This window comes from Bacillus sp. PDNC022 (assembly GCF_016919285.1).
Taxonomy (GTDB): Bacteria; Bacillota; Bacilli; order Bacillales; family Bacillaceae; genus Bacillus; species Bacillus safensis.
Genome location: NZ_CP070345.1, coordinates 3,694,294 through 3,706,004 on the forward strand (window position 1 = coordinate 3,694,294; position 11,711 = coordinate 3,706,004).

Genomic DNA, 11,711 nt, shown 5'->3' on the forward strand with positions numbered 1-11,711 from the left:
GGACAGCAAAATATGTTATGATAAATTATCAGAAAATTTAGATTAAGGAGTGAGCAATATGAATGCACAAACAAAGGAAAAAACATCAACCTGTCAATATTGTTCAGGAAAAGGGTATTTTCAGCTATTGCTCGGCGGATCTGAAACGTGTGAGGAATGTAAAGGGACAGGAAAGAAGCATTAATTGATCTGCTTTTTCCATTGATTGACTTCATCTCTATTTCCAAGTTAAACTAATGATGGGATATTTGGGGGTGGAGATGAAGTGATCAGTTTACCAGTCGTTATCATTTCAGTTATTTTATTTTTCGTGTTATTCTTCGGCATTGGCTTTTTGCTCAATATGCTGCTGAGAATGTCATGGATTATGGCTATTTTATATCCAATTGTATGCCTTTTCATTATTAACAATCAAAAGATGATAGCTTATGTAAGAGAACCTGGCACCGCTTTTTCAGGAATAGGAGACCGGATCGTCTCACTCGCTGCGGCAGATATCATCATCTTATTAAGCGGCCTGATCGGTGCGATCACATCAGGTTTTGTCATTAATGCACTTCGAAAAAGAGGGTATCAAATGTTTTAACTCACTTGTGGACACGCAAGTGGGTTTTTTTGTTTCTCCTTTGCATAGTTTCCATTTTGTTTGGAAACAAATAGATGGGTAGAGGAGTGACAAATAGAGATGAAAACATGGATGAAACGATTGTTCATGACCGCCCTATTCATGCTTGCACTTTTGACAAGCTTTACGGGCATATCTGGAGTCGAACCAAGTGATTTAGCTGCATGGATGAAAGAGACCGATGCGGGCAAGCAAGTATCTTCTTTTTTTCAACAGCCAAAAAGGGAAACGATGGCACTCAAAAGTGAAGACATGCGGGCTGTTTCTCTTGAAGAAGCGTTTAATTGGAACGATTACCCGAAGCAGAAGGTTGTTGCAACCGGCTATACAGCAGGTGTGGAATCAACAGGCAAAACGAAGGAACATCATGCATATGGCATTACATATTCAGGCGTCAAAGTGAAACGTGATTTATATTCAACAGTGGCAGCGGACCCATCTGTTTTTCCGATTGGAACGGTATTGTATATCCCAAACTATGGCTACGGTGTGGTTGCAGATACTGGGAAAGCCATTAAAGGTCATAAGCTTGATCTATACTATGAAACCGTTGATGATGTGTATAGAGAATGGGGTAAAAAAGTGCTCGATGTGTATATCATCAAAAAGGGTGAAGGGACGTTAACGGAAAAAGACTTAAATCAGCTCAATGAAGCAGAATCGATGCAAGTATTCCGTCAGCAATTTCAAGCTAATAAAGAATGAAAAAGCTTTGGGCCATTTAAGGTCCAAAGCTTTTTCGCTTCTACATGAAGTAATAATCTAAGATGAGTGTCAGCAAGATCCCTGTTAAGCCGCCGAAGAAGACTTCAATCGGCTTATGACCAAGAAGCTCTTTTAATTTTTTTTGCTTTTCTTTTTCTTCCGCATTTGGGAAATTCTTTGCTTCGGAAACAAATCGGTTAAAATCTGTTACGAGCTTGTTGAGAACAGTCGCCTGTTCTCCTGCCTGTCTGCGAACGCCTGTCGCATCAAACATGGTAATAATGGCAAAGATGGCGGAAATGGCAAAGATAGATGTATCTAGCCCGTGCTCTAAAGCAACTGCTGTTGAGAGTGCTGTTACTGCTGCGGAGTGTGAACTTGGCATTCCGCCTGTGCTTGTAATGAGCGACCAATCTAGTCGTCTAGAAATGATAAATTGAATCGGTACTTTTACAAATTGAGCAAAAAAGATGGCTGCAAGGCTGGCAAGCAGCGGAAAATTCGTCAGTACGCTCATGAACAAGAAACATCCTCTCTTTAAGAAAAAATATCGTGCGAAATGTTGGACTAAAGATCCTAGTATGATGAAAAAATGATAGCAGTAAAAAATGATGCCAAGTCCATGTTCATTATAACATTAAAGAAAGTAGATGTGGAACGAGGAGAACAAGGACAGGCTGCTCAGGTTTTCGCCGCTTTTTCATGTTGCCCTTCCACTTGTGAAAATATAAATGTTCATCAAGTAAAGACAGACTGGCAATGATCGTATAGGCACGCAAATTTTGATATAATAGAAGTTCCAATGTGAAAAATGGAGTTCATTAAGGAGCGTGTGATAAATATGTTTTTCTCGACAAATGAATTGCAGCATAAAGATACACTGGCGATCGGACTTTTTCAAAAGAGCCAATTATCAGGAAAAGCAAAAGAAATGGATGAATTACTTGAAGGAAGAATCACTGAATTATTAAAAGAAGGCGACATTTCATCCAAACGTAATCAGCTTTCGAAGTTTTTCCCATCCCCTGAAACAGGCATCAAACGCATTTATTTTGTCGGGCTTGGGAAGGAATCAGATTACACGTTTGAAGAGGCAAAAGAAGTGTTTGCCCATTTATTTAAAAAGCTTCATCAAGATAAAAAGCAAGCGGTTTCTGTCTTGCTGGATACGTTTATTGGAAAGGATCTGCCTGCTCAAGATGCAGCCCATGCCCTTTCTGAAAGCTGTCTTTTAGCTACATATGAATTACAGGATTTTAAACATAAAACAAATGAACCTGATCGCTTCATCGAGTTTGTTTATGCAATGACGGATCATGATACAGCTGAAATTCAGGCGAGTTTGAAAGTCGGCGAAGTGTACGGACAGTCAGTCAATTCGGCCCGTACCCTTGTGAATATGCCGCCGAATATGCTCACATCCTCTGATCTGGCTTCGTATGCGGCAGAGCTTGCATATAAATACGAATTTGAGATTGAAATTTTAGATAAAGAACAAATGGAAGAGCTCGGAATGGGTGGTATTTTAGCCGTCAATAGAGGCTCAACAGAACCTCCAAAACTTATCGTACTGAAATATCAAGGCAAGGAAGAATGGACAGACGTCATCGGCCTTGTCGGTAAAGGCATCACATATGATACCGGCGGCTATTCTTTAAAGCCAAGAGCTAGTATGGTTGGCATGAAAACAGATATGGGCGGCTCAGCCTCTGTTTTAGGTGCAATGGAAATCATCGGAGAACTGCGCCCAGAGCAAAATGTCATTGCGGTCATTGCCTCAACCGATAATATGATCTCAGCAGACGCTATGAAGCCGGATGACGTCATCGTGTCACTAAGCGGTAAAACGATCGAAGTGCTTAATACGGATGCAGAAGGCCGTCTTGTTTTAGCAGATGGGGTGACATATGCGAAGCAGCACGGTGCCTCTGTCCTTGTAGATGTGGCCACATTAACAGGCGGTGTCATTGTGGCGCTTGGAAATGAGACAACAGGCGTGATGACCAATAACGATGAGCTGTACGCTCAGTTTAAAGAAGCATCAGAAGAATGCGGTGAAATGATCTGGCAGCTGCCAATCACGGAAAAAGATAAAAAACGAGTACGAAACAGCAAAATGGCTGATCTCAATAACTCACCAGGCCGTGATGGTCATGCGATCATGGCAGGTGCTTTCATTGGAGAATTCGCAGAGGATACCCCTTGGGTTCACTTAGATATTGCAGGAACTGCAACAACAGAAAAACCTTCATGCTTTGGACCAACAGGGGCCACAGGTGTGATGGTGAGATCACTTGCTACATTTGTGGAACGATTTGAAGGAAAGAAATAAAGGATAAGGCTCTGCCAAGTGGCAGGGCTTTTTTTATGTAGGACATACGCCATTTGACGAAGTTTTTTTTCTATGGTAACATACGTTGGTACTTTAATTATCTACTACATTAGTAAACTAAAGGATTTCGGGGGTTTCACCATGAATGCAGTTGTTTTAGCGGTTATTTTAATGTTGATATTAAGCTTGCTGCGGGTCAATGTCGTGATTGCGCTGGCACTAGGCGCTTTAGCTGGCGGACTCGCAGGTGGATTAGGCTTGGGAGGAACAGTAAACGCATTTACGGACGGTCTCGGAGGAAATGCAACAGTGGCGATTAGTTATGCGTTATTAGGGGCTTTTGCTGCGGCGCTGACGAAAACAGGTCTACCAGATGCCATGGTTGAAGGAGCAGTGAAGCTTCTAGGAAAAGAAGGCGATTCAAGACGGAAAACACTATCAAAAGTGCTCATCGTTCTTGTCATTTTGATCGTGTCCTGTTTTTCACAGAACGTCGTCCCTGTTCATATTGCTTTTATCCCAGTCTTAATTCCACCGTTATTAAAGGTGTTTAACGAGCTTCAAATTGACCGCAGACTGCTAGCGTGTGTCATGACCTTCGGACTCACTGCACCATATATATTACTTCCAGTTGGTTTTGGACAGATTTTCCACGGAATGCTTCGTGACAATATGAAGGAAGCGGGTCTGACTGTAAACTTAGCAGATATTCCATATGCAATGCTGATTCCTGTTGCGGGTATGGTTCTTGGTTTAATCGTTTCCATTTTTGTGTATCGCAAGCCGAAGGTATATGAGGATCGTGAAATTACAGACGTAGAGAAATCGGCTTATACGAAAAAAAGCTTATTCTTTGCCGGTCTTGCTATTCTCGTTTCATTAATTGTCCAGCTTTATCTATCGCAAAGCCTTGGTGTGGAAGGAATGATCTTCGGTGCACTCTCAGGACTGCTTGTCTTGTTTGTGACTGGAATGATGAAACGCGGTGAAGCAGATGAACTGATTACATCTGGAATGAATATGATGGCATTTATCGGTTTTGTCATGCTTGTTGCGGCTGGATTTGCCAACGTTTTAACAAAAACAGGAGACATTGAATCTCTTGTCAAAGCATCTTCCCAATTTATCGGCAACAGCCACAGCTTTGCAGCGATTTTAATGCTGCTCGTTGGCCTGCTTGTGACAATGGGGATCGGATCATCATTTGCAACGATTCCGATTATTACAACCATCTTTGTTCCACTTTGCTTACACTTAGGTTTTAGTCCAATGGCGACCATTGCCATTATTGGCTCTGCTGCGGCTGTTGGAGATGCAGGTTCACCTGCAAGTGACAGTACGCTTGGACCAACATCTGGATTGAATATGGATGGACAGCATCACCACATTTGGGGAACTTGTGTCCCGACTTTTATCTTTTATAATATTCCACTTGTTCTGTTCGGCTGGCTTGCGGCCATTATTTTGTAAAATGAAAAGCTTGTAGAGAAAACGATGATGTTTTTTCTATAAGCTTTTTTGTTGTTCGTAGATGAAAAAATAATTAGGACAAAAGTATGAATTAAATGAATCTTTCTTCCTCTAACTTACGTATATATGCTGATAAAAATGAAAAGGGGAAGATGGGACATGTCATTTTTTAAAAAACTAGCGGCCAGTGCAGGAATTGGTGCGGCAAAGGTAGATACCATTTTAGAGAAAAACGCTTATTATCCAGGACAAGAAGTAACGGGAACTGTCCATGTAAAGGGCGGGAAAATTGCTCAGGACATCCGCTATATCAATGTCAAGATTCAAACACAGTATGTGATTGTGAAAGATGATGAAGAGCATAGAAAATATGCAAATATCTTTACTTTACGGGTGACGGATTCTTTTACCATCCAGCCTGGTGAAAAGCATGAATTTCCGTTTTCATTTATTCTTCCTATTGATACCCCGATGACGATCGGAAAAGTAGAAATTGCAGTAATGACAGACCTTGATATCCAAGGAGGAATCGATAAATCTGATTATGACCGCATTTTCGTTGAAGCACATCCTTGGGTGAGAAATGTACTGGAAGCCACTAGCAATCTAGGTTTCCACCTGAGCGAAGCAGACTGTGAGCAAGCACCTTACTTTCAGAGACGCCTGCCATTTGTCCAAGAATTCGAGTTCATTCCGACATCAGACTACTATCGCTATATGCTTGATGAATTAGAGATGATTTTTCTGATAGATGAAGGCGGCTTAGACATTGTGTTCGAAGTCGACCGCAGAGCAAGAGGCCTGAGAGGATGGCTTGAGGAGATGTATAATGATGGAGAACAGCTTGTGCGCTACCGCTTCAGTCCATCAGATCTTGAAAATGTAGAAGTGCTTGAAGGAATGCTGGAAGAAATCATAGATCAATACGCTGAGTAATGATGAAAAAAGAGCCTGAATGAAAACAGGCTCTTTTTTTATGATCAATTTATGAGGCGGCTTCTTGTTTTCGAAAGGATGTGGCTTTGGAAACAGAGCGATAAATTTTAGGTGCCAGCATCGCAAGTAATATGGTCAATGCGTAGTCTTTTACCATAAACCAAATCATAAAGAACCACGTGGTTTGATAGGAAATCGGGGCATTGAGCCATACATTTAGTGCGAGGTATGTATAGGTCGTTCCGATCACATACATCACGGTCGTACCAGCAATGGCTGCAAGCAAAAAGCGGCCAAAGCCAGGGTTTTTTCTTTTCTCTAGAATGAATCCAGCAAGCCAGGCAGCAGGGATATACGATAATACAAAGCCGCCGCTTTTACCTAAAATGACCCCAAAGCCCGCAGAGAACTGGGCGAATACAGGTGCACCAGCAATTCCAACCAAGGCATAGACAATCATAGCTAATGCCCCGAGCCGTCTGCCGAGTAAGAGACCAGCAAGCACACAAAAAAACGGCTGCATCGTAAGTGGAATTCCGCCGACCTGTAAAAACGGCACAATGGATGTGATATTGGCTCCGATAGCCATGAGTGCAGCAAACATTCCGACTAGCACAAAGTCAGCAGTTCTTGTCTTCTTTTGCATGATGTTTCCCCCTGTCTTATCTGTACAAATAGATTAAGGGGAAGAGGGATTTTTGTCAACTTGTTTTTGTTTTAGGTTAACAATAAAACCCGCCCATCAATAGGGCGGGTAGTTGATTAAGCTTCGGTCATAAAAGAGGCATCGATGGCTTTGCTGACAGGTACGTAATCATAGCCGAGATCACGAGCGACTGCTTCGTACGTGATATGTCCGTTCATGACATTGACACCTTCTGCGATGGTATTGTTTTCTATAATGGCTTTTGCAGCGCCTTTATTCGCAATTTGCAGCGCATATGGGACAGTCACATTCGTTAAAGCAACAGTTGATGTCCGCGGAACCGCGCCTGGCATATTAGCGACAGCGTAATGCAAAATACCGTGTTTTTCATAAGTAGGCTGATCATGGGTTGTAATGTGATCAATGGTTTCGACAATACCGCCTTGATCAATCGCTACATCCACAATGACAGAACCAGGCTTCATTTGTTTCACCATTTCTTCTGTCACAAGCGTTGGTGCTTTGGCACCAGGAATCAGCACAGCACAAATGAGAAGGTCTGCCTCACTGACTGAATCGGCAATGTTGACAGGATTGGACATTAACGTTTTCATTTGATGTCCAAATTGGTCGTCCAGCTGACGCAGGCGTTCTGCATTTACATCAATCAGGGTGACATCTGCGCCAAGTCCGATCGCCATTTTCGCAGCGTTTGTTCCAACAACACCGCCGCCAATAATGGTGACCTTTCCTCTTGATACCCCTGGTACCCCTGCAAGTAAAATACCCTTTCCGCCTTTTGGTTTTTCTAAAAATTGTGCCCCAATTTGAGCAGCCATTCTGCCTGCTACTTCTGACATAGGTGTGAGAAGAGGGAGTGATTTTCCGTCCGTTACTGTTTCATAAGCAATGGCTGTAACACCTTTTTGTTTTAAAGCTTCAGCCAAGGAGGGCTCTGCGGCAAGATGCAGGTACGTAAATAAGATGAGTCCTTCTCTGAAATAAGGATATTCCTCAGGTAATGGTTCCTTTACCTTCATGATCATTTCAGAAGATGCCCATACATCTTTCGCCTGATCAAGAATTTCTGCACCAACAGATACATAATCGTCATCAGTGAATCCGCTTCCAGAACCAGCGTTTGTTTCAATTAAAATCTGATGTCCAGCTGAAAGCAATTGAGAAGCTGCTCCTGGTGTTAATGCCACTCGGTTTTCATTGTTCTTAATTTCTTTCGGAATGCCGATGATCATGTTTATTCCCCCTATGCTTATCTATTGATATTGTATGTCTAGTGTATCCTGAAAGTTTAGAAAATTCTTCGGTTGAAATAAAAAATAAAAAAACGCCTCTTTGTGAAATTTCACAAATCGACGTTTTTTAGCTTCATATCAAGGTAGATGGTCATTTTCTCATTCATGTTTTTTAAATCAATTTCTGCGATGTCTGTAATCCGTTTTAATCGATAATTCAACGTATTAATATGGATGTTCAATTGCTTTGCGGCAATATTGGCATTGCTGTCACAGTCAATAAACCGTTCGAGGGTTTCGACGAGGTTGGAATGATGCCTCAGGTCGTAATCCTCCAGCTTCGATAAAGAGTAACTGGAGTAAGAAGAGCCCTTTCGCTTCTCAGCAAGCACATCAAGATATTGATAAATGCCTAGTTCAGAAAAGCTGTTTAAACGTTCTGTTTCAACTGGAAAGCGTTCTTTCGTCTTTAATACAGCCAGTGCTTCTTTATAGGAAGGCTGAATATGAGAGATGTTATCGTAAATTCCTCCAATCGCTGCCTGAACATGCTGAATATGATACCTGTCCGCCAGCTGATGCAGCATGCCGCTTGTGAATTGTTTAATATCTTGAAGCGGATGTTCTGTTTTTGGTGAGACAAGAATAATGAATTCGTGAAAATCAACAGTCGTTAACAGTACCTGAACTTGCTGTGTTGTCTCAAGCAGATAGGACAGCTTTTTTTCTGTCTCCTCTGTGAGTTCGTCACGGAGACGGAAGATGATGATGGCATATGTGTCTGGACATCTAATGCCAAGTCTTAAAAATAGGTCAAGCATCTCATCCTTTTCATGAATATGACCCGTGAGCATCTTCCAGAAAAGCTCCTGATTGCGTTCTTCTGTTTTCGTTTTTCGAATTTGTAAGTTGAGTAATTTGTTTTTCACGGCATGTGCTGCCATTTTGAGAAGGTCCATTTCTTCTTCTGAAAAAGGCTGTGCAGATTCAATCGCCCAAATAAATCCGAGCACTTCTTTGTCCTTCCAGATGGAAATGGCGACCCTGCTAGATAAACCCACCTCTGCAATTTGAGGGACACGAAGCGGTTCGTCTGTTTTAAGGAGTGTAGGAATGATGCCGTCCTTCCAAAGCCGATTGATCACTTTTTCCGGCACCCGGCGGGAGATAATGGTTGAAGTTCTGGCGGGATCAGTAAAATCATTGTGTGTGCTATATGCCAATAATCGATGATGAGTATCTTCTATAGTAATAGGGCAATTAAGCACATCACTAATTTGGTCTGCCACATCCTCTAAACGATCAAGACTATACTTAAACGGATCTGTCTTTTTTGTCATAAAAAACCCCTGCTTTTTCGAATATTTCACGTACTTACATTATGAAGAGAATAAGGTGTGTAAATCAATAAAAAACTGCCATAAATTAAAAAAAACAAAAAGTGTGAGAAGCAAGCACATGGATGTTGAAGCACGATGAAAAAGAAATAGTACAATAATAACGTAGTAAAAAATCAATAGGCGGAAAGGTTCATCGAAGTGGGTGGACACTTATTAAGAATATATGACCAAAAAACTGTTAAATACTAGATAAAAAGCGAAAAAACAGTAATTCTATAGACTCATTTTGTAAAATAAAAACAGATTTGTTTGACTGTGTATCATTTCTGTTTTTATAATAATAACGTCAAAAAATAAGTGGATTAGCCCATTATATGGCGGCTATGCACGGGAGGTAATGAGGAATATGTCAGGAATTATTCGCGTAACCCCAGAAGAACTAAGAGCGACCGCTAAGCAATATGGTGTTGAAAGTCAAGAAGTGTTAAACCAAGTTGATCGTCTAAATAGAATGATCTCTGATTTAAAAGGAATGTGGGAAGGTGCTTCTAGTGAAGCATTTGCTGATCAATACGAGCAGCTTAAGCCTTCATTTATCAAAATGTCTGATCTATTAACAGATGTCAGCAATCAGCTTGATCAAACGGCAAATACACTTGAAAGCACTGACCAAGACATCGCAAGCCAAATCCGCGGCTAATCAAAGGGATTTCCTTTCTAAGTGTGAAATGCAGAAAAAGCGCCGAGTCTGTCAATGGATGCCGGCGCTCTTTCTATTTTGTGAGGTGGAAATTTGTGTATATCGATATTACCATCGACTTAAAAAATTATGATGGCAGTGTGTTTGATTTGAGACTATCAAATTATTTACATATTAAACAAGTCATCCATATCGCCTGGCAGGCAAAACAAATCTCACTTCCAAAGCGGGAAGGCGGATGGGTGCGAGTAGTCAATAAGAAAGCTGTGTTTTCAGGCGAATATAAGCTGTCAGACTGTGGGATTACCACAGGAGACAGGCTGGAAATACTATGAAAGGACTTTTGTAAATGGCAGATAAAAAGAGTTCCTATTTAGAAGAACAATTAGAAGCAGTCATGAAAAAAGAGGGAGACACCTATACCTTTATTTTTCAAAAAGAGACGATTAAACTCTTAGACGGTTTAGAAGCGGCACCGATCAAAGACATCAATCCTTCATTTCAGAAAGAGATTCAATTAACCGAAGATGAGGTCATTATTTCTATTCAACCGCCTCCTGCCTATCAGGAATTTCGTTTCATCCATGCAAAGGATGAAAAAAGCAAATGGATTTTTTCATACCAGCTTGTCGATGCAGTTCTTAAACACGACGTGAAGCGGCTGCATCCTATTGTTTCTCCTGAAAACATTGTTTTTCATCAAGGCTTAGCTCCTGCATTTTTGCATTATGGGGTTAAAGAAAGCATTCCGCCATATGAAACCGATGAGCATCGCCTGTTAAAAGAGGTCAAGGCCGTCGTTCTTCGAGTGGTTGACCATGAATATCAATTTCAAGAATATGTGGCTTACAATGAAACGTTGAAATTATCTGAGCTGGCAAAAGAAATCAGTGAAACGAAGTCGCTGGAAGAATTGTCAGCTTTGATTGAGCAAAAGATCAAAGCAATTGATGCGAAAGAAAAAACGCTCTTAACCATTCCTAAAAAGAAATGGAAGATCGAGCGATACATCGGACTAGGTCTACTTGTCCTGTTAATCCCTGCATTGGTGTACACCATTTACACCTTCTTTTTTGCCATGCCAAAACAAGAAGCATACGTCGAGGCAAACAAATATTATCTCAACAAGCAGTACAGTCAAGTGGTGGATACGTTAGAAAAATATCCAGCCAATAAAATGCCAGTCTCTCTTCAATATGAACTGGCCATTTCGTATGTACAAACGAATCAAGGCAGCCTCTTACTTGATCAGCATAAAAAAGAAATCACAGAGACGTACACATTACAGACAGATCCGCAATACTTCCTATTCTGGATTCATATTGGGCAAGGCAATAGCAAGGAAGCACTTGATATTGCAAGGGTGCTAGGAGACGACAGGTACATATTTACGGCACTCGTCGCCTACCGCAATGAAATTCAAAACGATGACAGCCTTTCTGCTGAAGAAAAACAAAAACAGCTAGATCCGATCATTAAGGAAATGGCGAAATATGAAGAAAAAGAAACAACGGAGACAAGCACGAGTGACTCCTCGGGCGCAAGCCAAACAGATGAAACAGCTGAACAAAAAGAGCAGTCAAAAGCCGATCAAGAGAAAAAAGAGAAAGAATCTGAAGCAAAAAAGAAAACCTCTCAGACAAAAAAAGATGAGAAGAAATAATTCTTTCGATACAACTGACAGTAGGTGCTGTCCCATGAGGA

13 protein-coding genes are annotated in these 11,711 nt (G+C 41.2%); 9 read left to right on the forward strand and 4 right to left on the reverse strand.

Going from position 1 to position 11,711, the window contains the following annotated elements; translation table 11 throughout:
* The first annotated feature begins 58 nt into the window (after positions 1-58).
* The 3 genes from JVX94_RS18790 to JVX94_RS18800 all read left to right on the forward strand — a co-directional run bounded on the left by JVX94_RS18790 (position 59) and on the right by JVX94_RS18800 (position 1,330).
* Complete coding sequence (locus JVX94_RS18790; RefSeq protein WP_186318689.1) at positions 59-184, forward strand: YuiA family protein; 126 nt, start codon at positions 59-61, stop codon at positions 182-184.
* A gap of 81 nt (positions 185-265) precedes the next feature.
* On the forward strand, positions 266-586 hold the full coding sequence (locus JVX94_RS18795) for a YuiB family protein (protein ID WP_024423349.1): 321 nt from the start codon (positions 266-268) through the stop codon (positions 584-586).
* 99 nt (positions 587-685) lie between these two features.
* Entirely contained in the window at positions 686-1,330 is a 645-nt protein-coding gene (locus JVX94_RS18800; RefSeq protein ID WP_144472240.1) for a 3D domain-containing protein, read from the forward strand.
* Between the two features lie 40 nt (positions 1,331-1,370).
* Here JVX94_RS18800 and JVX94_RS18805 read toward each other — a convergent pair whose 3' ends face one another.
* A complete protein-coding gene (locus tag JVX94_RS18805; protein ID WP_024423347.1) occupies positions 1,371-1,847 on the reverse strand; it encodes a divergent PAP2 family protein in 477 nt (158 codons plus the stop codon).
* Between the two features lie 324 nt (positions 1,848-2,171).
* On the opposite strand from JVX94_RS18805, the gene JVX94_RS18810 reads away from it, so the two are divergent.
* From JVX94_RS18810 to JVX94_RS18820, 3 genes are all read left to right on the forward strand, one after another.
* The gene (locus JVX94_RS18810) at positions 2,172-3,662 is read left to right on the forward strand and encodes a leucyl aminopeptidase (RefSeq protein ID WP_111292716.1); all 1,491 of its coding nucleotides are present in this window, start codon (positions 2,172-2,174) and stop codon (positions 3,660-3,662) included.
* A gap of 141 nt (positions 3,663-3,803) precedes the next feature.
* A complete protein-coding gene (locus tag JVX94_RS18815; RefSeq protein ID WP_205184106.1) occupies positions 3,804-5,132 on the forward strand; it encodes a Na+/H+ antiporter family protein in 1,329 nt (442 codons plus the stop codon).
* A gap of 159 nt (positions 5,133-5,291) precedes the next feature.
* Entirely contained in the window at positions 5,292-6,068 is a 777-nt protein-coding gene (locus JVX94_RS18820) for a sporulation control protein Spo0M (RefSeq protein ID WP_095409481.1), read from the forward strand.
* A gap of 49 nt (positions 6,069-6,117) precedes the next feature.
* On the opposite strand, the gene JVX94_RS18825 is transcribed toward JVX94_RS18820, so the two are convergent.
* From JVX94_RS18825 to JVX94_RS18835, 3 genes are all read right to left on the reverse strand, one after another.
* Entirely contained in the window at positions 6,118-6,714 is a 597-nt protein-coding gene (locus JVX94_RS18825; protein WP_095409480.1) for a biotin transporter BioY, read from the reverse strand.
* 116 nt (positions 6,715-6,830) lie between these two features.
* Positions 6,831-7,967 (reverse strand): alanine dehydrogenase, encoded by a 1,137-nt coding sequence (gene ald, locus JVX94_RS18830; RefSeq protein WP_205184108.1) that lies wholly within the window; start codon positions 7,965-7,967, stop codon positions 6,831-6,833.
* 110 nt (positions 7,968-8,077) lie between these two features.
* Positions 8,078-9,307, reverse strand: a complete 1,230-nt coding sequence (locus tag JVX94_RS18835) for a sporulation transcriptional activator AdeR (protein ID WP_205184111.1) — start codon at positions 9,305-9,307, stop codon at positions 8,078-8,080.
* Positions 9,308-9,713: 406 nt separating this feature from the next.
* On the opposite strand from JVX94_RS18835, the gene JVX94_RS18840 reads away from it, so the two are divergent.
* From JVX94_RS18840 to essB, 3 genes are all read left to right on the forward strand, one after another.
* On the forward strand, positions 9,714-10,007 hold the full coding sequence (locus tag JVX94_RS18840; RefSeq protein ID WP_003213769.1) for a WXG100 family type VII secretion target: 294 nt from the start codon (positions 9,714-9,716) through the stop codon (positions 10,005-10,007).
* Between the two features lie 95 nt (positions 10,008-10,102).
* On the forward strand, positions 10,103-10,342 hold the full coding sequence (gene yukD / locus JVX94_RS18845; RefSeq protein ID WP_003213579.1) for an ESX secretion system protein YukD: 240 nt from the start codon (positions 10,103-10,105) through the stop codon (positions 10,340-10,342).
* A gap of 14 nt (positions 10,343-10,356) precedes the next feature.
* Positions 10,357-11,670: a type VII secretion protein EssB gene (essB, locus tag JVX94_RS18850; protein ID WP_111292720.1), complete on the forward strand. Its 1,314-nt coding sequence runs from the start codon at positions 10,357-10,359 to the stop codon at positions 11,668-11,670.
* Positions 11,671-11,711 lie beyond the last annotated feature (41 nt).

What these genes read in the sequence shown, in the direction of transcription:
- essB (WP_111292720.1), top strand. Translation starts at nt 10,357, where the DNA reads ATGGCAGATAAAAAGAGTTCCTATTTAGAAGAACAATTAGAAGCAGTC.
- JVX94_RS18815 (WP_205184106.1), top strand. Translation starts at nt 3,804, where the DNA reads ATGAATGCAGTTGTTTTAGCGGTTATTTTAATGTTGATATTAAGCTTG.
- JVX94_RS18840 (WP_003213769.1), top strand. Translation starts at nt 9,714, where the DNA reads ATGTCAGGAATTATTCGCGTAACCCCAGAAGAACTAAGAGCGACCGCT.
- JVX94_RS18790 (WP_186318689.1), top strand. Translation starts at nt 59, where the DNA reads ATGAATGCACAAACAAAGGAAAAAACATCAACCTGTCAATATTGTTCA.
- JVX94_RS18810 (WP_111292716.1), top strand. Translation starts at nt 2,172, where the DNA reads ATGTTTTTCTCGACAAATGAATTGCAGCATAAAGATACACTGGCGATC.
- JVX94_RS18820 (WP_095409481.1), top strand. Translation starts at nt 5,292, where the DNA reads ATGTCATTTTTTAAAAAACTAGCGGCCAGTGCAGGAATTGGTGCGGCA.
- JVX94_RS18800 (WP_144472240.1), top strand. Translation starts at nt 686, where the DNA reads ATGAAAACATGGATGAAACGATTGTTCATGACCGCCCTATTCATGCTT.
- JVX94_RS18835 (WP_205184111.1), bottom strand. Translation starts at nt 9,307, where the DNA reads ATGACAAAAAAGACAGATCCGTTTAAGTATAGTCTTGATCGTTTAGAG.
- ald (WP_205184108.1), bottom strand. Translation starts at nt 7,967, where the DNA reads ATGATCATCGGCATTCCGAAAGAAATTAAGAACAATGAAAACCGAGTG.
- JVX94_RS18825 (WP_095409480.1), bottom strand. Translation starts at nt 6,714, where the DNA reads ATGCAAAAGAAGACAAGAACTGCTGACTTTGTGCTAGTCGGAATGTTT.
- JVX94_RS18805 (WP_024423347.1), bottom strand. Translation starts at nt 1,847, where the DNA reads ATGAGCGTACTGACGAATTTTCCGCTGCTTGCCAGCCTTGCAGCCATC.